Here is a 23,577-nt window from a genome sequence, read left to right on the forward strand (position 1 = left end):
TTATGTATGATGAATGAAAAAAATCCACCTCTCGTTTCCATCCTTATTCCCACTTATAATCGGCCCCATTATTTCAAAATTGCTCTAGAAAGTGCATTGGCACAAACTTATTCAAATATTGAAATCATCATCGGAGATGATAGTACAAATGATGAAACAGCAACTTTAATACGCGAACAATACTTACCAAATTATAAAAATATAACATACATTCGAAATATCCCTACTCTAGGACAATTTTACAATGACCTTATGCTCATAGAAAAATCAAATGGTGAGTATATAAATTTTTTAATGGACGATGACGTGTTTTATAAGCATAAAATACAAAAAATGATGGCCTATTTTGAGCAAGATTCCAATAAAAATCTTGCTCTTGTTACTTCTTATCGAGTACGTATTGATGATCATGGAAATCTAATAGGTGATTCCCATCCAACACAAAGGTTATATAGTGAAGACACCCCATTAAATGGGATATTTTTAGGTAATTGGATGTTAAAGGGCGGGCACAACATTATCGGTGAGCCTACGACTACTTTGTTTCGAAAAGAATTGCTCACTGAGCCCTTTGGTACCCTTAAAGAGCGACATTATTCTTGTAGTGTTGATATGGCCTCATGGATTTCTTTACTTTCTAAAGGAAATGCAATATACATTTCTGAGCCTTTAAGTCAATTTCGCTACCATGCTGGACAACAAATACACAATAAGCTCCTTCAAGGTTGTGAAGATTTCACACACCTTGTTATAACAGCAAAAGAATATGGCTTTTTACAAAATACTTTGGATTATAGAGCAGCTCTACTTAGCGCTTACCAATGGTGTAAAAGTTCCTTAAAATACTATCTTCATCAACTAGATATTTTTCCTGACGCACATGTACGTCTTTCCCATTGTTTGGATATAATTATTAAAGAGTTAAACAATTAAACTACTCTGCAAAATTAAAAGTGTATGGACTATATGTGAATCATTCGTATAGTTCATACATTCTTTCTCATACTATAAAGTGAAACTTTAATCAGCCCTCACCAATCGGGCTTTTACGGGCAGTTGATCCCCCACCTAACTTCTTCGCTTTTCCTGAATTTTGAGGTGGGGGTCTTACTGCCCATTAATGCGGGATAAAATCCATTACTATAAAGAGCAGTAGAAAGGAATACCTACATTGAAAGATCCAAATTCTCAATATCAAATAGACTACGTATTACTATTTATTTTATTTGCCATTGGGATTGTTAGTTGTTGTGCTATTGCAAGTGCACAAGCCTCTTTACCACCATTTTTACAAAACGTCAATTTTGTACTAAAGCAAATCCAATGGTATTTCATTGGATTTATAGCCATTGGTGTTATTATGATTATCGACTTCGATCGTTATCAAAAAATTGCTTGGTATTTGTACAGCTTTGCAATGGTACTACTTATTGGACTAGAACTTCAAGTACCAGGTGCCGTTACAATTAAAGGCGCTACCGCTTGGTACAGGCTCCCAGGCATCGGAAATTTTCAGCCTTCTGAAATTATGAAATTATTTTTAATTATCGTCATTGGACGAATTATAGCAAATCATAATGAGAAATATTTTTCCCAAACGATACATGACGATTTTTTACTACTTGGAAAAATATTTGCGACAAGCTTGCCACCACTACTACTTATTGCAAAAGAACCAGATTTAGGAAACACAATGGTCATTTCAGCGATGCTTGCAGCAATGATACTAGTTTCTGGCATCCGATGGCGTTTTATTTTCGGATTAGTTTCAGGTACTTTCGTTGCTGGATTTACATTAATATATATTTTTTTTACTCACACAGATTTCTTTAAAGCACACATTTTAAAAGAATATCAATTAAATCGCTTCTACGGATGGTTAGCACCTTACAAATATGATGCACAAGGCTATCAATTAAGACAAGCATTCTTAGCGACTGGATCCGGAGAAATGCAAGGAAAAGGGTGGGAAAATGGACAAGTATATTTTCCAGAACCACATACAGATTTTATTTTCACTAATGTCGCTGAACAATTTGGATTTCTAGGCGCAAGTGTCATTATTTCTCTTTTTTTCTTACTCATTTTTCGAATGATTCATATTGCTTTAGAAAGTAATGACCCTTTCGGTAGTTACATTTGCGCTGGTACAATCGGAATGTTTACTTTCCAAGTATTTCAAAATATCGGGATGACAATTGGATTACTTCCCATTACAGGGATAACATTACCTCTTATGAGCTACGGAGGCAGTTCACTACTTACATACATGATTGCAATTGGGTTCATTTTAAATGTTCGCTCAAGAACGAAAATCTTTATGTTTAAATGAACAACACAAAGCCGCTATATTTTTATCTCTATACTTTTTTAGATATACTAATGAAAAATACGATGGAGGTTTAAATATGAAATATGACATTATAGGAGATATTCATGGATGCTTCCAAGAGTTTCAAAATTTAACGGAGAAGCTAGGATATAACTGGAGTAGCGGTCTACCAGTTCACCCTGACCAACGTAAACTTGCATTCGTTGGCGATATTACAGACCGTGGTCCTCATTCATTACGTATGATTGAAATTGTATGGGAACTTGTCATACATAAAAAAGAAGCTTATTACGCTCCTGGAAATCACTGTAATAAACTATATCGATTTTTCCTTGGGCGTAATGTAACAGTCGCTCACGGACTTGAAACAACTGTTGCTGAATATGAGGCACTTCCTTCTCATAAGCAAAACATTATAAAAGAAAAGTTTATCACTCTTTATGAACAATCACCGCTCTACCACATTCTAGATGAAAAAAGAGTAATCGTATGTCACGCTGGAATTCGGCAAGATTACATAGGTAGACAAGATAAAAAAGTACAAACCTTTGTATTATATGGCGATATTACAGGAGAAAAGCATGCCGATGGCTCACCTGTCCGTCGCGATTGGGCACAAGAATACAAGGGACAAGCTTGGATTGTATATGGACATACACCAGTGGCAGAACCTCGATTTATCAATCAGACAGTCAATATTGATACTGGCGCTGTATTTGGTGGCAAATTAACCGGATTACGTTATCCTGAAATGGAGACTATCTCTGTCCCTTCTTCTTTACCTTTTGTCGCTGAGAAATTCCGTCCAATTTCATAACTACCTTACTTAGCGAAAGATTATCGTATTATTTAACCAGATTTCATATAAAACTAGGTAAAGTAATTAAAAAAAGATGCAATAAAGTGCATCTTTTTTTAATTACCCTACATATAATGTCGCAGGAGGTGACAGAATGAAGAAAAAATCTTCTAAACAAAAAAGAAAAATTCCCCCTTTATATCTGCCCATGTACGGAATTAACAACTGGTGTAGTATTCGGGCTGCAGCGATAGAAGAATTGGAAGAACAAGAGTCATCAAAAAAAAGCAAAGTAAAACCAACATATGTCTCTTTAGAAAATGCTGTGATGAGCCGCATAATCGATCGCAGAAAAATAAAGATGCAACAAAAAAATAAACAGCTTTCAAATCAAGATGAACAGATACTACATTCTAACCAAACAGAAGAAAAGACGGAAGAAAATATTTCTGTAGCAGTGAATAAAAAAGTGGAACCAGAAATTCCAGCTGCTATTATAAACAAAGTAAAAAAAATAAAAGAAGCATTAGCTTCATCGTATGATATACAAATTGAAAAACCGCTCATAATTGAGACACCTACACCTGAAAATACAAAAGTTAAAAGAGGCGGCCGATATGCATATGCGGAAGGGCTTCACTCTCATGCAGAGGGCATGGCAGCACATGCGGAAGGCTTATTAACACATGCAAAAGGTTCTTTCTCTCATGCAGAAGGATCAAACTCAAAAGCAACTGGACATAGTTCGCATAGTGAGGGAAGTGAAACGACAGCAGGCGGAGCTTATTCTCATGCAGAGGGTAAACAGACGATTGCTTTAGGCGAAGCAGCACACGCAGAAGGAACCGCAACTATCGCTAACGGATCCTCTTCTCATGCGGAAGGTCATCATACATCAACAGCTCATTTTGCAGGTAGCCATATTATGGGGCGCTTCGGCACTGCAGAAGAAGCTTATTCTTGGTTTATTGCAAATGGTTTAAACGACACCGACCATAATATCGGTGCTAAATGGCTTGCCCATAATGGAGAAATGTACATTGAGGGCGCGTCTTACAATGCAAGTGGAACGGATTTTGCACAAATGTTTGAAACAGAAGATCCTACCCCTATTGATGTCGGTTATTTCGTTACATTTAGTAGCGAAGAAAAAATTCGGATAGCTACTTCACACGATTCATTCATTTTAGGAATATCTAGTGCAACCCCTGCTCTTATAGGAAATAGCGGGGCTTTAAGTTGGCAAAAACGTTATAAAACAGATAACTTTGGAAAACGTCAATATGTATGGACGGAAACAGAAGAAATACAACCTCTTTTAAATACAGAATGGGATCCAACTTGCAAATATGTAGCAAGAAAAGATCGCGCCGAATGGCTTCCTGTCGGATTAATTGGACAAATGTTAGTACGTGATGACGGCACTTGCGAAGCACATGGATATTGTCGTCCAAATGACAATGGCATTGCTACAAAAGCCGAAAGTGGATTTTTCGTTATAAAGCGTACGGGTGAAAACCAAATTTTAATATTATTCCGCTAAGAAAAAAGGGAACAAAATTCTTTATAATATAAGAATTTTGTTCCCTTTTTAAGTATGCCGCAACACCTCTTGCATATCGCTTGGAAGCTTTATAGTGAAAGACATCTCTTTCTCTAAAATAGGATGATAAAACGTCAAAGATTTACTATGAAGTGCTTGCCGTTTCATTTCATCCCTTCTCCCTCCATATAAGCTATCACCAAGTAATGGATGTCCTATATGAGCCATATGCACACGAATTTGATGCGTTCTTCCTGTCTCAAGCTCAAGCGCTACATGTGTCTTATGATATGTACTATCAATTACTTTAAAATGAGTAACTGCCCTTTGTCCATCCTCACAAACCATTCGCTCAATAATGCTATCAGATTTTCGACCAATTGGTGCATCAATCATTCCTTCTCGTTCTACAATCTTTCCGTGAACAATTGCTTCATATGTTCGTTTCACAGCTTTTTGTTGATGCTGCTTCGATAAAAGATGATGCACGAAACGATTTTTTGCAATAAGCATAAGCCCCGAAGTATCACGATCTAAACGTGTTACGATGTGCACTGTACTTGCAAGGTGCTGCTTATCATAATGAGATAACAGCGCATTGGCAACACTTCCTGCCGGATGTTCTCTAGACGGAATCGTTGACATATTCGCCTCTTTATTAATGATAAGAACCGCGTCATCTTCATATATAATGCATAAAGGAATATCTTCTGCCATCATCCCTTCACTTCTTTCCTCCACTGGAAAAAAGACACGTAATTCTTCACCAGCACTCAACTGATGACGAACACTCGCATGTTGACCATTTACTTCAATTGCTCCGCCATGAAACTTTATATCCGTTAAAGCGGCTTTAGAAATACCTTTCGTTTTCAAAAATTCCCTAACTAAAGTTCCCTCTTCAGCCGGCCCTATATCCCATTTCAATGTAAATCTGTTCAAATATATAACCCTTTCTATTTATCTGCAACAAACGAGTCACGAACTCGTTTCCAGAACGGGAATGGGCGGAAACGAACAAATCGTACTTTCTCGTTTGCGACGCGATACTGGATTGATTTCACATCTTGATGAACCATCGTTAAATGATCCACTGTAATTTGTAAGTTCATTCCTGCAGCTGGCTTTAACACACATGTATGATGCTTCGGCAATACGAGTGGCGATCCTACAGTACGAAATACACGATTATTAATGGACGCCATTTCTGCAATTTGAATCGCTTCAATAGATGGGTGAATAATTGCTCCGCCAAGCGCTTTATTATACGCGGTACTTCCTGAAGGAGTAGAGATACAAAGGCCATCTCCGCGGAATGTTTCAAAATATTCTCCGCGTATTTCTACTTCTGTTACTAATGTACCTTCTGCACTTTTTACAGTCGCCTCATTCATCGCTAAATACTGTGACTCTTTACTTCCATTCACATAGCGAATAATAACTTCTAAAAGCGGATATTCCACCACTTGGAATGGTGTTTTCGCAATCGCAATTACTAATTTCTCTACTTCTGTTGGTAACCAATCTGCATAGAAACCTAGATGTCCTGTATGTACACCAACAAATGCTGTTTCATCCAATCGATTATAATAACGATGAAACGCATATAAAAGCGTTCCATCTCCCCCAACAGAAATTACAATATCGGGTTCCTTTTCATCCATTATAAATCCAAAATCTAGCAAGTACTCTTTCATCGTGCTTGCCAGTGTATCTGATGATTGATCTCCCTTTGACATAATTGTAAATTTCATCGCCCAACACCCTTTAGTTTATGATTCGGAATCTTTCGTTTCTTGCTTTCTTGAAAAAGCCTTTTGCGCTTCTTGAATTTCAAGACGAATAGAAGACATTTCTTCATCTAATAAAAACGCCGCTTCAGCTGCACGTTGCAATCGTATTTTAATATCTTCAGGAAAACGTCCACTATATTTATAATTTAAAGAATGCTCAATTGTTGCCCAAAAGTTCATTGCTAGCGTGCGTATTTGGATTTCTACCAATACTTTTTGTTCACCTTGAATCGTTTGAACAGGATAACTAATGACAACATGATAAGAACGATAACCGCTATCTTTCTTTTGCGTGACATAATCACGTTCTTCCACGATTTCAAAGTCATTTCGTTTTCGAAGATATTCTACAACAGGCTTAATCTCATCAACAAATTGACACATCATTCTAAGCCCAGCAATATCCTGCATATCTTCTCTCAATCGGTCTAGCGGTACATTTCTCTTCTCCGCTTTATCAATAATACTTGCAACCGACTTTACCCTTCCTGTTACAAACTCAATTGGAGAATGCTCTGTTAACATTGCAAATTGAGTACGCATTCCTTTTAGTTTCACTTTTAGCTCTGCCACCGCTTGGTGGTAAGGTGCTAAAAATTCTTCCCAATTTCGATTCATTTCAACCACCACCAAAATCAATCCATTTGCTTATAGAAATACTTTTTCTACAGCAGTTACTAATTCTTCTCCGTAATTTGCATTACCTTCAATATTTTCAACTAAATATTCTACTTCTTCTTTTAATCCTTCTAATTCCATTTCAATGTCATTCACGCGAACGAACATAACCACATCGTTATTCATCGCTTCATGCATTGCTTCCCAGCATGTGTGCGGAATACTTACATAAATGAAAGATGATTCATTTTCTAAGATATATAAAAATGATAAATTGTCTGAGTCTACAAGTACGTGATTACGCGCACTTAACTCCTTTACCTCTATTTCACTATTTTCCGCACAAAAAATAAGAGCATTCTCTCTCTTTTCTACGCTCTTAACTTGGATTTTATTTTGCATGCTCTAACTCCTCCATCTCAACTTCCTGTCTTACTTAACAGTATTATTGTATCATAACATGGACGCAAACAAATAAAACATTGAACCAAATTTATGAAAAAGCGATAATGTGTAAAGAATTATTTTTCAAAAGGAGATTATACAATGACACAAGAAATTGAAATTGAATTCAAAAATATCGTTACAAAAGAAGAATTCGATACATTATGTAAATCGTTTTCTATTGAAACATTTACAAAACAAGTGAATCACTATTTTGAAACACCTGACTTCTCGTTAAAAGAAGCTGGCTCTGCACTTCGTATTCGTCATAAAGGAGCAACTTATACGTTAACGTTGAAACAACCTGCAGAAATCGGTTTATTAGAAACGCATCAAGTCGTAACAGAAGACGAAGCAAAAATGATGATGGAAACAAATACAATCATTCAAGGAGCAGTAGTAGATCAATTACACAAATTACAAATTCCTGTTTCTGCTTTAACATATATGGGTAGTTTAACAACAGAAAGAGCAGAAACATTATTTAAAGGCGGAACGCTTGTCTTTGATCATAGTTTCTATTACAATCACAATGATTATGAAATTGAATTTGAAGTACAAGATGAAGAAACAGGAAAAGCTGCATTTATTCATTTATTAACGCAACATAACATACCTGTTCGCCATACAAATAACAAAGTAAAACGCTTTTTCCTTGCCAAACAAAAAAAAGCACGCTAAAGTGAAAATTCCACTAGTGAATATGTTTCACTAGTGGATACATCTCACTAAAAAAGTTTACACCCGTAGAATAAGCAAAGAATCTTTGAGAAAGCTGTTTATTTGCCCTCTCGAACATTCCATTGCTACAATAGATATACATTTCATGGAAAAAGGAGTTTATAAAGGATGAGCAAGCAACCGATGACACCATTTGAAGGAATTGGCGGTGAACAATGCATTGCAATATTAGTAGATACATTTTATTCCTATGTCAGTAAACACCCTGACTTATCTCCCATCTTCCCGGAAGATTTAACAGAAACCGCTAGGAAGCAGAAGCAATTTTTAACACAATATTTAGGTGGTCCTAATTTGTACACTGAAGAACATGGTCATCCTATGTTAAGGGCACGCCATCTTCCGTTTGAGATTACTCCAAAACGAGCAGAGGCTTGGCTATCATGTATGGAGCAAGCAATGGATGATACTGGAGTTCATGGCCATATAAGAGAGTTTGTTTTTGAACGTTTAGCATTAACCGCTCAGCATATGGTTAATACTCCAAACGAAACAGGTGAAGTGTAATGGATAAGCAGGAAGCAAAGCATATAAATATGCCATCTCCTTCCGCATGCGAGCATAAGTCTGTAGAAGCATATTTATTTATTGATCCACTTTGTAAAGATTGCTGGGAAATTGAGCCTTTTATTATTAAACTATGGCTTGAATACGGGAAATACTTCTCTATTCGTCATATCGTAACAGGAAAAGTGGATGGAACGAACGCTTCCTCACACAAATGGAATAAACCTGCTAATATTCGATTTGTGTGGGAAAAGACAACCAGTTTACAAGGTTTTTCATGTGATGGAAAGGTACATATGCAAGAAGCATCATCAACACCATATTTAGTTTCGATGGCAATTAAGGCAGCGGAGTTGCAAGGCCGAAAAGCAGGTTCGAAGTTTTTGCGAAAACTCCAAGAATACATTTTCCTTGAAAATGTATCAAACCCTGACTGCGAACTATTACTTGCATGTGCGAAAGATAGCAATATTGATGTAGAAGAATTTAAAAAAGATCTACATTCTGCTAGTGCAAAAAAAGCTTTCCAATGTGACTTGAAATTCACAAATGAAATGCATATTACAGAAATACCTTCCCTCGTCTTTTTTCATGCGAACTCAGATGAAGAAGGTATTAAAATCGCTGGAAATTATTCCTACGATGTATACGTACAATTATTGAAAGAACTTGTAAAATGTGAAATTGAGCCAGAACCATTACCACCTTTAGAAGTGCTACTAGAAGCAACACAATTTATATCTTCAAAAGAAGTAGCATTTATTTATGATTGTCCGCAACAAGAAATTGAACGCGAACTAAAAAAATTACAACTGAAACGAAAAGTACAAATGATAGAAGTAAAATGCGAACGTTATTGGAAATGGATAGCAAAAGAAAAAGACCTGGTGTAAACACCAGGTCTTCTTCTTTACGGCTTATAAAAATATTAAAGGGGATGGGAGAAATTTTCACGTTCAAACAAAGGGGTATATGTTTGTATGTGAATTCGTTCACGCTTATTATATTACAAGATTCGACGTCAGATGACAACCCCTTTTGTCGAATTTCACACTTTTGTCACATTCTAAACGTTTTCATTTTTGAATAAGCTATAAAAAAGGTCATTTAGGAGGTTTATTTATGAAAAAATCTTATATTGCTCTTCTCTTTCTAGCTGTCATCGTTTCTTTTTTCTTGTACATCCTCTCTCTACTACAAGCTTTTCCTAAAATTATTGCCTTACCTCTTTTATTCGGAATCATCGTTATCACACTCTCTTATTTCAATTATAAAAAACGATTCAAAGGGTTTTAATTTCAAAAATCAGCCGTAAAGCTATCCTTTCAGTTAGAAAAAACAAAGAAATTCACCTTTCTTTTCGACAAATACCGACATTGAATCTATTCAACAAAAAAGACGAGGATACAATCCCTCGTCTTTTTTCATTACTTTTCTTCAAATAATAATGCTTCTAATTCATTTAATTTCTCTTCAAATACTTGTAGCGCCTCTTTTACTGGTTCAGAAGATGCCATATCTACTCCTGCTTTTTTCAGCACTTCAATTGGATAATCAGAGCTTCCTGCTTTTAAGAACTCATTAATATAACGTTCTACTGCTGGTTGTCCTTCTTCTAAAATCTGTTTAGATAGAGCTGTCGCTGCACTAAATCCTGTTGCGTATTGATATACGTAATAGTTGTAGTAGAAGTGTGGAATACGAGACCATTCTAAACCAATCTCTTCGTCGATTACTAAAGCGTCACCGAAATATTTCTTATTTAAATCATAGTAAATTTCCGTTAACATGTCTGGCGTAACAGCATGTCCTTCTTGTACTTTCTTATGAATAATATGTTCAAACTCTGCAAACATCGTTTGACGGAATACAGTACCACGGAACCCTTCTAAATAATGATTTAATAAATATAGACGCTCTTTCTTATCTTCTGTCGTTTTTAATAAATAATCATTTAGAAGCGCTTCATTACAAGTAGATGCCACTTCTGCTACGAAGATGGAATAATCACCATATACGTGCGGTTGTGTTTTTCTTGTATAGTAACTATGCACCGAATGACCAAACTCATGAGCAAGTGTAAATAAATTATTTACATTATCATGCCAGTTCATTAAAATATACGGATTTGTTCCATATGCACCAGATGAATATGCCCCGCTTCGTTTTCCTTTATTCTCATACACATCTACCCAGCGATTTTCATATGCCTCTTTCAAAATATCAACATATTCATCACCAAGTACGTTTAAAGATTTTAATAAAAGGTCTTGCGCTTCTTCGTATTTCACATTCATTTTCACTTCTGGTACAAGTGGTGTATATAAATCATACATATGAAGCTCATCAAGTCCTAGTGCACGCTTACGAATATCGATGTAACGGTGTAATAAATGTAAGTTGTCATTTACTGTTTCAACGAGTTGATCGTATACTGCTTCCGGAATATTATTATTGCTCAGTGCAGCTTGGCGAGCAGAATCATATTTACGAACACGCGCATTGAAATTATTACGTTTTACTGCTCCGCTTAACGTACTTGCGAATGTGTTTTTAAATTTTCCGTACGTTTCATATACAGCTTTAAATGCATCTTTGCGAACACGAGGATCATCACTTTCTAAAAACTGAATGTAACGGCCATGTGTAATTTCTATTTCTTCTCCGTCTTCCCCTTTAATAGATGGGAATTTTAAATCCGCGTTATTCAACATACCGAATGTATTGCTTGATGAACTCATTACTTCAGATGCTTCCGCTAATAAAGCTTCCTCAGCTTCTGATAATACGTGCGGGCGTTGGCGTGTAATTTCTTCTAATGCATGTTCATATACACTTAAATCTCTATTTTCCTTCAAGAATGTTTGCAATGTATCTTCTGAAATCGATAAAATTTCAGGCACAATATACGCTGTGCTACTAGATACTTGTGAATATAAATTTGTTGCACGATCATTTAATGCTTGATATACAGAGTTTGTTGTATCTTGATCGTAACGCATATGAGCATATGTATATAACTTACCTAATCGCATTGATATTTCATCTTCATATTGCAATGCCTCAAGTAAATTGTCCGCAGAGTCACCAAGTTTCCCTTTAAATTCAGTTAACTTCGGTAATAGCTCTTTAATAGCTTGGAATTCTTTTTCCCATTCTGCATCCGTTTGGAAAATATCTTCTAATCGCCACGTACTTGCTTCTTCAATCTCGTTGCGATCTGGTAATGCTTTCGCTTTGTTTTGTTCAGACATTCTTTAAGCCCTCCTTTAAATATCTCTACTTAAGTACAATTCGTTTTTTTCTTATGTAATTCCTTCACAATCATTCTTTATTATATCCGCTTTTCCTCCTCTCATGTTAAAATTTGCCTCAAATAAAGATAGCGCATGTATTAAGCAAATCTCATCATGTTTCATAATTTCCTCCTCTGTTTTTAACATCACGGCATCCCTTATTTTTCGGTACGTATAAGTTCCCACTTTACGTAAAACACCTATATAGCATAAAAATGTCATATATTCCGTAACTGCCATTTTCCATATGTGCTGCGAAAAGTACGGAAGTATCCGCCTTTTCGTATACCTTTTTACATAACTACACACGTATTGAAGAGAAATACACTCTCCCACTGCAAGCTCCCCTATACACTTTATATATAGAAAAGCTTGCCATATAAATGGGTTTGTTTGAAAAGCAAATGCAGAAGGGAGTGGAACACCAATTTCAGAAGGAAAGCTCGCTGGGGTACATTTAAATTGATATAAGAGGCGTAATAATGACTTATAATTATAATTCCAAATCGGTAAGGCATTTTGGCGAAAGTTTTTCTTTCTCTGCTTCCACTCTTCACCCAATCTTTCTTTCCCGAAAGGAACAGGAGAAAAAAGCATTTCAAAAGTAGTCGCATCAGTTGGTAAATATATAGTATGTGAGAAAAAAACATTTGTAGAAAAGGGAGTGACAAATGCACATTTCATAAATGATTTTTGTTTCGGACAGAAGAAAATAAGAAGTGGCTGAGGATAAGATTGTAAGGAGAAAGCCATAAGTGAGGAAAATTTCATCCAATATGCAGATTGCTTTTTCAATTGATTTCCACCAACGATCCAAATGACCTGTATACCAGCTTGCCAATACGAATATGTTCTTTTGTACAGCTGCTCTATAGCGAGGTTTGCACATTGGTATTCAATTGCAATTTTTCTACCCGCCCTCTCTACAAAAACATCTGGTCGTTGCTTAATTTCTGGGAGGTAGTACTCTATATCCACCTGAAAGTTTTGACGTTTGAACCATCTATATAACAATTCTTTACCATGCATATGATACTTTGATTCCGCTTCATAAAAGGCAAGACATGAATCCACTTTTTTATGAGCAAAATGCCAACTTTTTTGTTTCCCTAATTTCATTTGCACTTCCTTTCCGCAAGCTACACAAAAGAATCGTTCTTGTTGACGCATACGGCGCAAAAGCTCTTCATTACAATTATAGAGTAAATGAATTTTTTCACCGTTTTCTCTTTTAGCGATAAATATCGTAATCACACCCTTTCAGCTCCTTATATTCTACAATTTGTTACAAATTCCTTTTAAAAAAGAGATGTCCCAATTTCGGACATCTCTTTTTATAATAAAGGTGATAATAATCGGTACGTTGATTCAACAATTCGTCTATGAAGACGTCTTTTATGAAAATGATCACCATGAATTTCACTTGATTCTTCTAAATCATCTTTAAAGTCTTGAACAAGTTTTCGAATGCTATCTGTATCATATAAAAAGGCATTTACTTCAAAATTCAAATGAAAACTTCTCATATCCATATTAGCTGTCCCAATTGAAGCTAAATCAGAATCAACGATGACAATTTTACTATGAAGAAAACCTTTTTCGTATTCATATATCTTTACTCCTGCATCTAAAAGCTCTGGGAAGTACGATCTCGATGCGTAAAAGACAGTACGCTTATCCGGTTTACTCGGCATTAATAAACGAACATCAATACCAGCAAGTGCAGCAACCTTTAATGCGGATAAAATATCATCATCCGGAATAAAATACGGCGTTGCAATCCAAATAGATTTCCGAGCAGAAGCGATCATTGCGAAATATAAATGCTTAATCGTTTCCCACTTATTATCGGGGCCACCTGCAACTAGCTGCACTCCTCCCCAATGATCCCCCTCAACTGCTTTTGCTTGTAAATATTCAGGGGCTAGCACAGCCTCTCCAGTCATATAAAACCAGTCTTGAAGGAAAATAAGTTGTAAACTTTGAACCGCTTCACCACGTAAATACAAATGCGTATCTCGCCAAAAGCCAAAATATTTATTTTTCCCTAAATACTCATCACCGATATTTAATCCGCCTACAAACCCTTCGTTCCCATCAATCACGACAATTTTCCTATGATTTCGATAATTAATCTTATCGTTTAAAATCGGAAAGCGCACAGGAAAGAATGGAATCATTTCTACACCTGCATCGTTTAATTCTTCAATATACGATTTCGATAACTTAAAACTTCCAACCGCATCATATAAAAAGCGAACAACAACGCCTTCTTTCGATTTTTGTATTAAAATATCTTTAATTTCTGTTCCTAATTTATCATCACGCACAATGTAATATTCCATATGAATGTGATGTTTCGCTCGTTTTAACCCATTTAAAATAGCCCGAAACGTTTCATCTCCATTTGTTAATGTCCTCGTTTCAGTTTGAAATGAAATATTTAAAGCTCCTAATCGATCCGCTAAACGAAATAACAGTTCTTGATGCTTATGATTGCGTAAAATTCGTTCTTCGTAATCTTCATGCCCTTTATATTGTAAAAACGCCTGTTCATCAAGTAACGCCTTCTTTTGGAACATTCTTTTTCTTCGAAAATTTTGTCCAAATAATAAATAAGCAAAGAAACCAAATACCGGAAAAATCCCTAAAACAATTAACCATGTAAGTGTTTTAGATGGATGTCGATTTTCTAAGAAAATAACGCAACCAATTAAAAACGCAGATACTGTAAATAAAATACTAATAATACCTAAAATCGAAACATCTTTTATCCCAATCACATCTGAATAAAATGCTACATCAATAAACATACGTAACGAAACAAATAATGCGAACAATAGCAGTATAAAGAAAATCAGCTTTAACGTATTTTTCATCTCTTACCTCCTAACTAAGAAAGCTTTCCTATTCTTCATATAAAAAGCCGATTTCATACTACAGAAATCGGCCTACGTTTTAGCAGGAAAATTATTGCGAATCGTTTCAAGCGCATGCTCTTTCACAATTTGTTTTCCATACTCACTTACACGATGAATTGTTAAAGTTGATTCTTCTCCATATTCTAAAATAATACTTAAAATACGATCGATTTCTTCTTCATCATGTAGCACTTCATCGAATTCCACATATACATAATAGCGGTCCTCAAATGAATACAGCTCATCTTTTATATCTTCAAAGATAAGACGATGACTTAATGAAATGACATCTTCAAAATCATTAAATTTAATTAAAAAGCCAAACGTACCATCTTCATTAAAGTTTGTTCCTGTTTGTTCTTCTACCTCTTCGACTAATTCTTGTTGGAATAATGATTCGATGCCTTCATCTAGAGGAATATCTATAATTTTGTCTACCCCTATCGGTAGTTCCAGCTTTTGTCCGTCCTTTGAAAGCTCTGCTTTCGTGACAAGTACTTCAATCCCTTTATCGACTGCTTGCACTTGAATCCATAACGGTCCATCAATAAAGAAATCGTCATGATCACGAGCTTCGTCCATCATCTCCCAAAAGAGCTCTTCACTTCGTTCGCGATCATACCAAATTTCTTCACGATTAAATCCTCTATCCTCTATATCAATGTACGTAATAAAAAATTTCATCGTATGATCATTAATTCTTTCAATATCCAAAATACAACTCTCCCTTCCTGCTTAGAATTGTTATGAAGGGATTCCCCACTCATATGACAAATCAATAGATTCTTGTACTCTCATTTTATGATAAGATTCTCCAGAATGGAAATAAAATCGATTTATTTTACAAAAATAGTTATATGCCTATCTTTACTCGATAAACTACATAAATATATTATTATAGCGATTTCTTACTTACAAAAAATTTGGACATACATTTCCACATTCCCCCGTACACTGTAATAAAGTGAAACTTCTATTAGAAGAGATTATTTAACAACAACTTTCTTCATCACATACATATAGTTCGCTTATTAAAACATCATAAATGGAGGCAGACGAATGGACTTAGAGTTTTTAACATCCGTACTAATGATTGTCGGTATCGATGTTGTATTAGGTGGTGACAATGCAATCGTCATCGCACTAGCTAGCCGAAATTTACCTGAATCGAAACGAAATAAGGCTATTTTGATCGGTACTCTTTTAGCGATTGTACTAAGAATCATCCTTACTATACTAGCTGTCTATTTACTCGACATTCCATTTCTACAATTGATTGGCGGGGTTTTACTTACATTAATTGCAGTCAATTTATTAACCGATAATAGCAACGATCTTTCTTCTATTCAAGGAAAAACAACTTTATTTCAAGCTGTGCGGACAATTGTTTTCGCGGATCTCGTTATGGGGTTTGATAATGTTATTGCCATTGCAGGTGCAGCTCACGGGAGATTTTTACTCGTCATAATCGGCTTACTCATTTCTATCCCGATTATTATTTGGGGCAGCAAACTTATTTTAATACTTATGGAACGATTTCCATTCCTCATTTATTGCGGTGCAGCGATTCTTGCCTATACTGCAGGAAAAATGGTTACACATGAAGACAGACTTGCAACCTTTTTTCATAACAATCCAAGTTTCACTACAAGCATTCCTTATTTGTTCATTTTCACTATTTTATGCATCGGCTTTATCGTACAACAAGTTCGATTACGCAATGTGAAACATTAAAAAAAACCTTCTACTATATAATAGGTAGAAGGTTTTCATATTATTATAATTAATTTACAAGACGTTGTGCTTCACGTAATTGGAACGTTCTTACTGTACGTGGTAAGAAACGACGAATTTCGTCTTCGTTGTAACCAACTTGAAGGCGTTTCTCGTCAATCATAATTGGACGACGTAAAATCCCTGGATAGTCACGAATCATCTTATATAAATCTTGAAGTGGTAAAGACTCTAAGTTTACATTCAATTCTTGGAAAACTTTCGAACGAGTAGAAATAATCTCATCCGTTCCGCTTTCTGTCATACGTAAAATCTCTTTAATTTCCTCAATCGTTAATGGATCTGAGAAAATATTACGTTCTGTATAGGGAATATGATTTTCCTCTAGCCATAATTTCGCCTTTCTACAAGACGTACAGCTTGGAGAACTATATAATGTTACCATACAAAGCTCACTCTCCTTAAAGAGTACAAATTCTGTACTAAATACAGTTTTAATTTCTAACTTCAGCAATTTTTCGCGATAACTTGTCTTATTGAAAAGTACAAAAATCGCATTTCATGTAAGCAACAACTTATAATAAACAACAATTACTTTTAATAAGTAACTTCTATAATCATTATACAATAGATTTTGCAAGAAATATACAGTAAATTTCCTGCTAGTTGAGAAAACTCTTCCGTGTATTTCACTGCTATGTAACATGATTACGCTCACTTCAGCTGTACTTTAACAATAACTTTCAATCCTTTTACTACTCACTTCTCATAGATTTTTCATATAATATATAGTTATTTATCTATAATCTTCCCTATGAAAAAGAGAACGTTTTCTTACTTTTTCTTGATAAATCAATTAAGAAATGTAAGACTATACAAATGAGAATGAAAAGGAACATTTGTTCTTATTTTAACAAATATCCTCCCTCCTGTCTACACGATTTCTAAAGTAAATTAAATATTTTTCTGACATTTCTTTCTTTTTCATTTTTCATCTCATACAATAAACATACAGACAGGCAAAGGGGGAGTTTTCAAATGATTGCTTTTTTTATTGATTTTATTACGGTTGCTGCCCTCATCATCGGAATAACAGCATTGATTGGTGTCATTACAAATAGCATCGGCGAAAAGCTCTTTGGTGGAAAAGAAAAAATGAAGTTTGTTAACAAAAGTTTGGATGTACAATCTGGCTGGAACCAAGTTGGCGGAAAAGGCATTTATAAGAAACGAACGTATTAAAAAAAAGCAGGCGATCACCTGCTTTTTTTCTTATTTCTCTACTGACGCCCATTTAAAGCTTAAATCGCCGCCATATTTATGGTTATACATATTTTTAATTGAATCTCTTTGTAAATATGCTCTACCACGTTGATATACTGGAACGATCGCAGCATCATCAAGTAACATTTTTTCTGCTTCTAATAAGTTCTTCCAACGAGCATTTACATCGCTTCCATCTTTTTTCGCCTTCATAATGATTTCATCGTATTTTGGATTAGAGTACTTCATCTTATTTTGTGACCCATCTGTTACAAACATATCAAGATATGTAATTGGATCTGGGAAGTCCGCACTCCATCCAGAGAATGACATGACATAATCGCCCGCATCTTCTAATTTTAGTTTTTGTGCGAATGGTTGTTGTTTAATTTTTACTGTTAAACCTGGTAAATTCTTTTCTAATTCACCTTTTAAATATTCACCAGTTTTCTTTGATAACTCTACATCCTCATTTAATAATTCTAATTCGATTTCATTTTTACCAAGTTCTTTTTTACCAGCTTCCCAATATTTCTTCGCTTCTTTCACGTTTGGTTTTACAATATCCCCGTTTACAGCACGGAAATCTTTTTTATCTGGTCCTTTAATAAAGTTATCAGGAATTAATCCTGTTGCTGGCTTAGAACCGTTATTTAATAATGTATCCACGAATGGCTTACGGTCAAAAGCAAGTGAAATTGCTTTACGAATATTTTTATTTGCTAAAGCTGGATCTTTTTGATTTAAACGAAGGAAGAATACAGATGTATCTTCTACTGTTTGGAAATCTGGTTTTCCTTTATATTTATCAATAAACTCCGCTAATAACGACGCTCGATCAATTGCATTTGTTTCATATAAGTTAATTGGCGTAGATGTATCTTTTACAATATTAAAGTTTACTTCTTCAATCTTCACTTCTTTATTGTCCCAATATGACGCGCTCTTTGTCATTTTAAAGCTACGTTCATGTTGCCAATCACTTAATGTAAATGGTCCGTTATAAAGCGTTGTATTCGCTTCCAAACCAAACTTCGTACCTTGCTCTTTCACAAACTTTTCATTCACAGGATAGAAGATTGGATATACCATTAAATCTACAAGGTATGGAATTGAATTATCTAATTCCACTTCTAATGTATAATCATCAATCGCCTTTACCCCTAATTGATCCGGACTCATCTCTTTTTTATTAATTTTCTCTGCATTTTTTATATCATACATAATGTACGCTGATTTCGCAGCTGTATCTGGGTTAATCGCTCTTTGCCATGCGTATACGAAATCTTTTGCCGTCACAGGATCACCATTTGACCATTTTGCGTCTTCACGTAATTTAAATGTATATTTTTTACCATCTTCTGATTTTTGGAATTCCTTCGCTACACCAGGAACTAGCTTATCATCTTTTCCTAAACTGTATAAGCCTTCCATCGTATTACCCATTACTCTTGAAGAAACTGCATCAGCTGATAACGCTGGATCCATCGTTGGAATTTCTTGCGTTTCAATTAAGTTAATAACTTGCTTCGCACCGCTTTTCCCGCTATCCCCTTTTGCGTTCGCTTGCGGTTCATCTTTTTGGTAGCTACATGCCCCTAACATCATGCTCATCGCTACTGTTGATACTACAAAAACTGGCATCTTTTTTTTCATACTTCCACCCTCCATAAAAATGTTAGCCCTTTCATTTTCAAACAGAAAGAAATATATATATGTTCTAATAATTCATATTATACACACAAATATATTTTTTGTATATTTATATTTCTATTTCATTAAAATTTCCTGTTAAAAAATAAATCTTTGTAAACGTTTCATATTGCTGATTATTCTTACTAAAGTGTTAAAAACAATATTTTTATACTTTTCTAAATTATCAGAGAAAAACGAATTTTATATCTCATAATACTTTATGTATAATTATCCTTTTGTTTTTATCATAAAATAGCACTCTCTTCATAATAAAAATATGTAGGCTAAAATGAGTGCAAAGGTTAAGAAAGTATGTTACGATACATTTTGCTAAAAATAGATATCGGTAAAGAGGGGACGGACATGGCAGCAATTCAGGCAAAAAACGGGCCTACTGAGAAATTAAGTTTATTCTTATTAACATGGCCTATTTTTCTAGAAGTTTTTCTTTTTATGTTAATGGGGATCGCTGATACTTTCATGTTAAGTGCATTATCAGACGATGCTGTATCTGGGGTTGGTGCAGCGAATCAATACCTCCATATCGCTATTTTGGTACTAGAAGTCATCGGGAACGGCGCAGCTATCGTCGTATCTCAATACCTCGGTTCCAAGCGCTTTATGGAAGCATCTAAAATATCAGCATTAGCCGTCACATTAAATTTAATAGTTGGGCTCGTTATAAGCGCTGGTTTTCTTTTATTTTCGAAACATATGATGCTCGCAATGAACTTACAAGGCGATGTACTAACGTATGCGCAAAACTACTTATCTATCGTCGGAGGAGCCATCTTCCTACAAGCTATTATTAACTCATTAGCCGCAATTATCCGTGTACACGGTTTCACAAAGCAAGCGATGTTTATTTCACTCGGAATGAATATGATTCATATCGCTGGAAACTATGTACTCATTTTCGGGAAATTTGGTTTCCCTGAGCTCGGTGTACAAGGGGCTGCCCTTTCTTCTGCTGTCAGCCGACTTATAGCGCTTATTGTTTTCTTCTGGTTACTATACCGCGTTATGGAATATCGTGTAAAATTACAATATTATTTCACCTTATCAAAAGAATATATCGGGAAAATTTTAAAAATCGGGATTCCATCTGCTTTTGAGCAAGTTATGTATCAAGCTTGTCAAATTGTCTTCTTATACTATGCAACATATTTAGGAACGGAATCGTTAGCGGCTAGACAATACGCTACGAACATTTCTATGTTCACTTATTTATTCGCTATTGCAATTGGTATGGGAACAGCTATTATTATTGGCCGCCTCGTTGGTGGTGGCGAAAAAGATGAAGCATACGAACGCTTGTGGAAAAGTGTAAAATGGGCGATTGGTGTAACTTTATGTATGGTCGCTCTCGTTATTACATTCCGTACACAATTAATGGGACTGTTTACAGATAATCCGTACATTATCGGGTTAGGCGCAAGTGTTCTTTTACTAAGTGTACTACTTGAAACGGGACGTACGATGAATATCGTCATCATTAATTCGCTTCGTGCAGCTGGTGATGCAAAATATCCTGTTTTAATCGGTGCATTCTCTATGGTGTTAATGAGTTTACCACTAGGTTACTTTTTCGCCTTTCATTTAGATATGGGGCTCGTTGGTATTTGGCTAGCAATCGCCATCGACGAATGGACACGTGCCATTATTATGTTCTTCCGCTGGAAAAGTAGAGCATGGGAGCGTTATGCACTTGTTAAACCTGAAGAACAAGAGGAGAATGTTTCTGTTCAAGTTCAGTAATTTTGCATATGGATATCACTAATGATACATGAGATTTATATCGGCGATTCTTTAAATATATCGACTGACCGACAAATGTATACAATTCTTTTATATAGTAGAAAAAGAGCCATCCTTCCATAACAGAAGAATGGCTCTTTTTCTTATTGATAAATCTCTTTATATTTCTTGTACTCCGCTTCCGAACATAGTACGAAATGTCCTGGGCGAATTTCACGCATTGTTGGTGCCTCACTACCATAATTATGCTGTGATGGATCATATACGATACGTTTACGATTGCGCTCATAATCTGGATCTGGAAGTGGAATCGCTGATAATAGTGATTTCGTATATGGATGAATTGGATTCGCATATAATTCATCACTTGTTGTTAACTCAACGATTTGGCCACGGTACATTACACCAATACGATCACTAATGTATTTTACCATTGATAAATCATGGGCGATGAATAAGTATGTTAAACCTTTTTCTTTTTGTAACTTTTTCAGTAAGTTTACAACTTGCGCCTGAATCGATACGTCAAGTGCTGAGATCGGCTCATCGGCAATGATAAATTCTGGGTCTACAGCAAGCGCTCGAGCGATACCGATACGCTGACGTTGTCCACCTGAGAATTCGTGTGGGAAACGGTTTGCGTGCTCTTTATTTAAACCAACTGTGTTTAATAGTTCATGAACACGGTCCATGCGCTCTTTTTTACTTTTCGCTAATCCGTGAATATCAATACCTTCTGCGATAATATCCCCTACTGTCATACGAGGATTTAATGATGCGTATGGATCTTGGAAAATCATTTGCATTTTACGGTTGAATTTCTTCAGTTCTGCGCGTGATTTCTTACCATGTACATTTTCACCATCGAACAATACTTCACCAGCAGTTGCATCATATAAACGAATAATCGTTCTTCCAGTTGTCGATTTACCACAACCCGATTCTCCTACAAGACCAAATGTTTCTCCGCGGTAAATATCAAATGAAATATCATTAACCGCTTTGACAACACCACCACTCACGTCGAAGTGTTGCTTTACATTTTTTACTTCAATTAATTTCTCACGTTGTTTAGTCATGTTGTTCACCTGCTTTCATTTGAAGAATGCGTCTTTCAACGACTGCCGGCGGTTTTACTTCTGGAGCTTGCTCGTGAAGTAACCAAGTTGCCGCATAGTGCGTATCACTTACTTTAAATAAAGGTGGGTCCATTTCAAAGTCAATTTTCAGTGCCTGTGGGTTACGTGGTGCAAAAGCATCTCCCTTCGGCGGCTTCAATAAATCTGGAGGCGTTCCAGGGATTGCATATAACTCTTCTTCTGAACCATCTAAACTTGGCATAGATGCGATTAAACCCCAAGTATATGGATGTTTCGGATTGTAGAAAATTTCATCTACAGTTCCAATTTCAACAACTTTACCAGCGTACATAACTGCCACTCGGTCCGCAACGTTTGCTACTACACCTAAGTCATGCGTAATGAAAATGATTGCTGCTTCTGTTTTTTGCTGAATGTCTTTCATAAGTTCTAAAATTTGCGCCTGAATCGTAACGTCTAGCGCTGTTGTCGGCTCATCGGCAATTAATAATTTTGGGTTACAAGCTAACGCCATCGCAATAACTACACGCTGTCTCATACCACCTGAGAATTGGTGAGGATATTGTTTTAAACGAGCTTCTGGATTTGGAATACCTACAAGGTCAATTAATTCTAAAGCAACTTTACGTGCATCTGCTTTACTCATCCCTTGGTGTTTAATTAGACCTTCCATAATTTGATTTCCAATTGTCATCGTTGGATTTAATGATGTCATTGGATCTTGGAAAATCATCGCAATATCTTTACCGCGTACTTGCTGCATTTCTTTTTCTGTTAATTTCGTTAAGTCACGACCTTCAAATACGATTTCACCATTTTTAATGCGTCCAGGAGGATTCGGAATTAATCCCATTAACGCTTTAGAAGTAACTGATTTCCCTGAACCAGATTCTCCTACAATCGCCAATGTTTCTCCTTTTTTCAAATCAAAAGTAACGCCGCGTACAGCTTGTACTTCACCTGCATGTGTATCAAAGGAGACTTGTAAATCTTTTACCTCTAACAATGTTTTCATCTTTGCCTCTCCCCTCTT

General features: G+C 35.7%; 23 protein-coding genes. 11 read left to right on the forward strand and 12 right to left on the reverse strand.

All coding sequences use genetic code 11. The annotated features are described in order from the left end of the window. Positions 1 to 6: 6 nt before the first annotated feature. From ACTFO4_RS20975 to ACTFO4_RS20990, 4 genes are all read left to right on the forward strand, one after another. Positions 7 to 933 carry a glycosyltransferase family 2 protein gene (locus ACTFO4_RS20975; protein WP_000980806.1) on the forward strand — a complete coding sequence of 309 codons (927 nt, stop codon included), beginning with the start codon at positions 7 to 9 and terminating at the stop codon, positions 931 to 933. Positions 934 to 1,171: 238 nt separating this feature from the next. Next, complete coding sequence (locus tag ACTFO4_RS20980) at positions 1,172 to 2,332, forward strand: FtsW/RodA/SpoVE family cell cycle protein (protein ID WP_000654701.1); 1,161 nt, start codon at positions 1,172 to 1,174, stop codon at positions 2,330 to 2,332. Positions 2,333 to 2,408: 76 nt separating this feature from the next. Next, positions 2,409 to 3,149: a bis(5'-nucleosyl)-tetraphosphatase PrpE gene (gene prpE, locus ACTFO4_RS20985; protein ID WP_000872696.1), complete on the forward strand. Its 741-nt coding sequence runs from the start codon at positions 2,409 to 2,411 to the stop codon at positions 3,147 to 3,149. Positions 3,150 to 3,285: 136 nt separating this feature from the next. Further along, positions 3,286 to 4,674, forward strand: coding sequence for a peptidase G2 autoproteolytic cleavage domain-containing protein (locus ACTFO4_RS20990; RefSeq protein WP_440014459.1), 1,389 nt, complete (start codon positions 3,286 to 3,288; stop codon positions 4,672 to 4,674). Positions 4,675 to 4,722: 48 nt separating this feature from the next. On the opposite strand, the gene ACTFO4_RS20995 is transcribed toward ACTFO4_RS20990, so the two are convergent. From ACTFO4_RS20995 to ACTFO4_RS21010, 4 genes are read right to left on the reverse strand one after another with little or no spacing between them, the layout of a single operon-like run. Further along, a complete protein-coding gene (locus tag ACTFO4_RS20995; protein WP_098583309.1) occupies positions 4,723 to 5,616 on the reverse strand; it encodes an RluA family pseudouridine synthase in 894 nt (297 codons plus the stop codon). Between the two features lie 14 nt (positions 5,617 to 5,630). After that, positions 5,631 to 6,428 (reverse strand): NAD kinase, encoded by a 798-nt coding sequence (locus ACTFO4_RS21000; protein ID WP_000673190.1) that lies wholly within the window; start codon positions 6,426 to 6,428, stop codon positions 5,631 to 5,633. A gap of 18 nt (positions 6,429 to 6,446) precedes the next feature. Then, positions 6,447 to 7,085 carry a GTP pyrophosphokinase gene (locus tag ACTFO4_RS21005; RefSeq protein ID WP_001081482.1) on the reverse strand — a complete coding sequence of 213 codons (639 nt, stop codon included), beginning with the start codon at positions 7,083 to 7,085 and terminating at the stop codon, positions 6,447 to 6,449. 30 nt (positions 7,086 to 7,115) lie between these two features. Further along, positions 7,116 to 7,487 (reverse strand): hypothetical protein, encoded by a 372-nt coding sequence (locus ACTFO4_RS21010; RefSeq protein ID WP_001180003.1) that lies wholly within the window; start codon positions 7,485 to 7,487, stop codon positions 7,116 to 7,118. Between the two features lie 144 nt (positions 7,488 to 7,631). Here ACTFO4_RS21010 and ACTFO4_RS21015 point away from each other — a divergent pair, with 144 nt between their 5' ends. The 4 genes from ACTFO4_RS21015 to ACTFO4_RS21030 all read left to right on the forward strand — a co-directional run bounded on the left by ACTFO4_RS21015 (position 7,632) and on the right by ACTFO4_RS21030 (position 10,073). Then, positions 7,632 to 8,210 carry a CYTH domain-containing protein gene (locus ACTFO4_RS21015; RefSeq protein ID WP_440014458.1) on the forward strand — a complete coding sequence of 193 codons (579 nt, stop codon included), beginning with the start codon at positions 7,632 to 7,634 and terminating at the stop codon, positions 8,208 to 8,210. Positions 8,211 to 8,378: 168 nt separating this feature from the next. Beyond that, entirely contained in the window at positions 8,379 to 8,777 is a 399-nt protein-coding gene (locus ACTFO4_RS21020) for a globin domain-containing protein (protein ID WP_000043390.1), read from the forward strand. Continuing rightward, the gene (locus ACTFO4_RS21025; protein WP_000360645.1) at positions 8,777 to 9,670 is read left to right on the forward strand and encodes a ClpXP adapter SpxH family protein; all 894 of its coding nucleotides are present in this window, start codon (positions 8,777 to 8,779) and stop codon (positions 9,668 to 9,670) included. Before ACTFO4_RS21020 ends, ACTFO4_RS21025 begins: the two co-directional genes overlap by 1 nt. A 229-nt stretch (positions 9,671 to 9,899) precedes the next feature. After that, entirely contained in the window at positions 9,900 to 10,073 is a 174-nt protein-coding gene (locus ACTFO4_RS21030) for a hypothetical protein (RefSeq protein WP_000750355.1), read from the forward strand. A gap of 131 nt (positions 10,074 to 10,204) precedes the next feature. On the opposite strand, the gene pepF is transcribed toward ACTFO4_RS21030, so the two are convergent. The 4 genes from pepF to mecA form a co-directional block, all read right to left on the reverse strand. Continuing rightward, positions 10,205 to 12,031 (reverse strand): oligoendopeptidase F, encoded by a 1,827-nt coding sequence (gene pepF / locus ACTFO4_RS21035; RefSeq protein WP_017672793.1) that lies wholly within the window; start codon positions 12,029 to 12,031, stop codon positions 10,205 to 10,207. 51 nt (positions 12,032 to 12,082) lie between these two features. Further along, the gene (locus ACTFO4_RS21040) at positions 12,083 to 13,327 is read right to left on the reverse strand and encodes a competence protein CoiA family protein (RefSeq protein WP_326234676.1); all 1,245 of its coding nucleotides are present in this window, start codon (positions 13,325 to 13,327) and stop codon (positions 12,083 to 12,085) included. An 80-nt stretch (positions 13,328 to 13,407) separates the two neighbouring features. Next, positions 13,408 to 14,952, reverse strand: a complete 1,545-nt coding sequence (locus tag ACTFO4_RS21045; RefSeq protein WP_000799194.1) for a cardiolipin synthase — start codon at positions 14,950 to 14,952, stop codon at positions 13,408 to 13,410. A gap of 72 nt (positions 14,953 to 15,024) precedes the next feature. Continuing rightward, a complete protein-coding gene (gene mecA / locus ACTFO4_RS21050; protein ID WP_000350713.1) occupies positions 15,025 to 15,708 on the reverse strand; it encodes an adaptor protein MecA in 684 nt (227 codons plus the stop codon). 345 nt (positions 15,709 to 16,053) lie between these two features. On the opposite strand from mecA, the gene ACTFO4_RS21055 reads away from it, so the two are divergent. Further along, the gene (locus ACTFO4_RS21055) at positions 16,054 to 16,728 is read left to right on the forward strand and encodes a TerC family protein (protein ID WP_000362607.1); all 675 of its coding nucleotides are present in this window, start codon (positions 16,054 to 16,056) and stop codon (positions 16,726 to 16,728) included. A gap of 49 nt (positions 16,729 to 16,777) precedes the next feature. Here the strand turns inward: ACTFO4_RS21055 and spx are convergent, their stop codons facing one another. Beyond that, entirely contained in the window at positions 16,778 to 17,173 is a 396-nt protein-coding gene (gene spx, locus ACTFO4_RS21060; RefSeq protein WP_000258267.1) for a transcriptional regulator Spx, read from the reverse strand. A 593-nt stretch (positions 17,174 to 17,766) separates the two neighbouring features. Here spx and ACTFO4_RS21065 point away from each other — a divergent pair. Next, positions 17,767 to 17,970: a hypothetical protein gene (locus ACTFO4_RS21065; protein ID WP_000559971.1), complete on the forward strand. Its 204-nt coding sequence runs from the start codon at positions 17,767 to 17,769 to the stop codon at positions 17,968 to 17,970. A gap of 30 nt (positions 17,971 to 18,000) precedes the next feature. Here the strand turns inward: ACTFO4_RS21065 and ACTFO4_RS21070 are convergent, their stop codons facing one another. Next, a complete protein-coding gene (locus tag ACTFO4_RS21070; RefSeq protein WP_000728609.1) occupies positions 18,001 to 19,647 on the reverse strand; it encodes a peptide ABC transporter substrate-binding protein in 1,647 nt (548 codons plus the stop codon). 351 nt (positions 19,648 to 19,998) lie between these two features. Here ACTFO4_RS21070 and ACTFO4_RS21075 point away from each other — a divergent pair, with 351 nt between their 5' ends. Beyond that, positions 19,999 to 21,444, forward strand: a complete 1,446-nt coding sequence (locus tag ACTFO4_RS21075) for an MATE family efflux transporter (protein ID WP_326234675.1) — start codon at positions 19,999 to 20,001, stop codon at positions 21,442 to 21,444. A gap of 143 nt (positions 21,445 to 21,587) precedes the next feature. Here ACTFO4_RS21075 and ACTFO4_RS21080 read toward each other — a convergent pair whose 3' ends face one another. After that, a complete protein-coding gene (locus tag ACTFO4_RS21080) occupies positions 21,588 to 22,523 on the reverse strand; it encodes an ABC transporter ATP-binding protein (protein ID WP_000166348.1) in 936 nt (311 codons plus the stop codon). Then, entirely contained in the window at positions 22,516 to 23,559 is a 1,044-nt protein-coding gene (locus ACTFO4_RS21085; protein ID WP_000854347.1) for an ABC transporter ATP-binding protein, read from the reverse strand. The genes ACTFO4_RS21080 and ACTFO4_RS21085 overlap by 8 nt, the downstream gene beginning before the upstream one ends. Between the last annotated feature and the right edge of the window lie 18 nt (positions 23,560 to 23,577).

Origin of the sequence: Bacillus cereus group sp. MYBKT14-1, assembly GCF_051915185.1 — a bacterium.
GTDB lineage: Bacteria > Bacillota > Bacilli > Bacillales > Bacillaceae_G > Bacillus_A > Bacillus_A cereus.

Coding starts and splice junctions, on each gene's coding strand:
- ACTFO4_RS21085 (WP_000854347.1), bottom strand. CDS start 23,559: ATGAAAACATTGTTAGAGGTAAAAGATTTACAAGTCTCCTTTGATACA.
- ACTFO4_RS21025 (WP_000360645.1), top strand. CDS start 8,777: ATGGATAAGCAGGAAGCAAAGCATATAAATATGCCATCTCCTTCCGCA.
- ACTFO4_RS20975 (WP_000980806.1), top strand. CDS start 7: ATGATGAATGAAAAAAATCCACCTCTCGTTTCCATCCTTATTCCCACT.
- ACTFO4_RS21055 (WP_000362607.1), top strand. CDS start 16,054: ATGGACTTAGAGTTTTTAACATCCGTACTAATGATTGTCGGTATCGAT.
- prpE (WP_000872696.1), top strand. CDS start 2,409: ATGAAATATGACATTATAGGAGATATTCATGGATGCTTCCAAGAGTTT.
- ACTFO4_RS21005 (WP_001081482.1), bottom strand. CDS start 7,085: ATGAATCGAAATTGGGAAGAATTTTTAGCACCTTACCACCAAGCGGTG.
- ACTFO4_RS21065 (WP_000559971.1), top strand. CDS start 17,767: ATGATTGCTTTTTTTATTGATTTTATTACGGTTGCTGCCCTCATCATC.
- ACTFO4_RS20990 (WP_440014459.1), top strand. CDS start 3,286: ATGAAGAAAAAATCTTCTAAACAAAAAAGAAAAATTCCCCCTTTATAT.
- pepF (WP_017672793.1), bottom strand. CDS start 12,031: ATGTCTGAACAAAACAAAGCGAAAGCATTACCAGATCGCAACGAGATT.
- ACTFO4_RS21010 (WP_001180003.1), bottom strand. CDS start 7,487: ATGCAAAATAAAATCCAAGTTAAGAGCGTAGAAAAGAGAGAGAATGCT.
- ACTFO4_RS21015 (WP_440014458.1), top strand. CDS start 7,632: ATGACACAAGAAATTGAAATTGAATTCAAAAATATCGTTACAAAAGAA.
- ACTFO4_RS21070 (WP_000728609.1), bottom strand. CDS start 19,647: ATGAAAAAAAAGATGCCAGTTTTTGTAGTATCAACAGTAGCGATGAGC.
- ACTFO4_RS21080 (WP_000166348.1), bottom strand. CDS start 22,523: ATGACTAAACAACGTGAGAAATTAATTGAAGTAAAAAATGTAAAGCAA.
- ACTFO4_RS21045 (WP_000799194.1), bottom strand. CDS start 14,952: ATGAAAAATACGTTAAAGCTGATTTTCTTTATACTGCTATTGTTCGCA.
- ACTFO4_RS21000 (WP_000673190.1), bottom strand. CDS start 6,428: ATGAAATTTACAATTATGTCAAAGGGAGATCAATCATCAGATACACTG.
- ACTFO4_RS21075 (WP_326234675.1), top strand. CDS start 19,999: ATGTTACGATACATTTTGCTAAAAATAGATATCGGTAAAGAGGGGACG.
- ACTFO4_RS21020 (WP_000043390.1), top strand. CDS start 8,379: ATGAGCAAGCAACCGATGACACCATTTGAAGGAATTGGCGGTGAACAA.
- ACTFO4_RS21030 (WP_000750355.1), top strand. CDS start 9,900: ATGAAAAAATCTTATATTGCTCTTCTCTTTCTAGCTGTCATCGTTTCT.
- spx (WP_000258267.1), bottom strand. CDS start 17,173: ATGGTAACATTATATAGTTCTCCAAGCTGTACGTCTTGTAGAAAGGCG.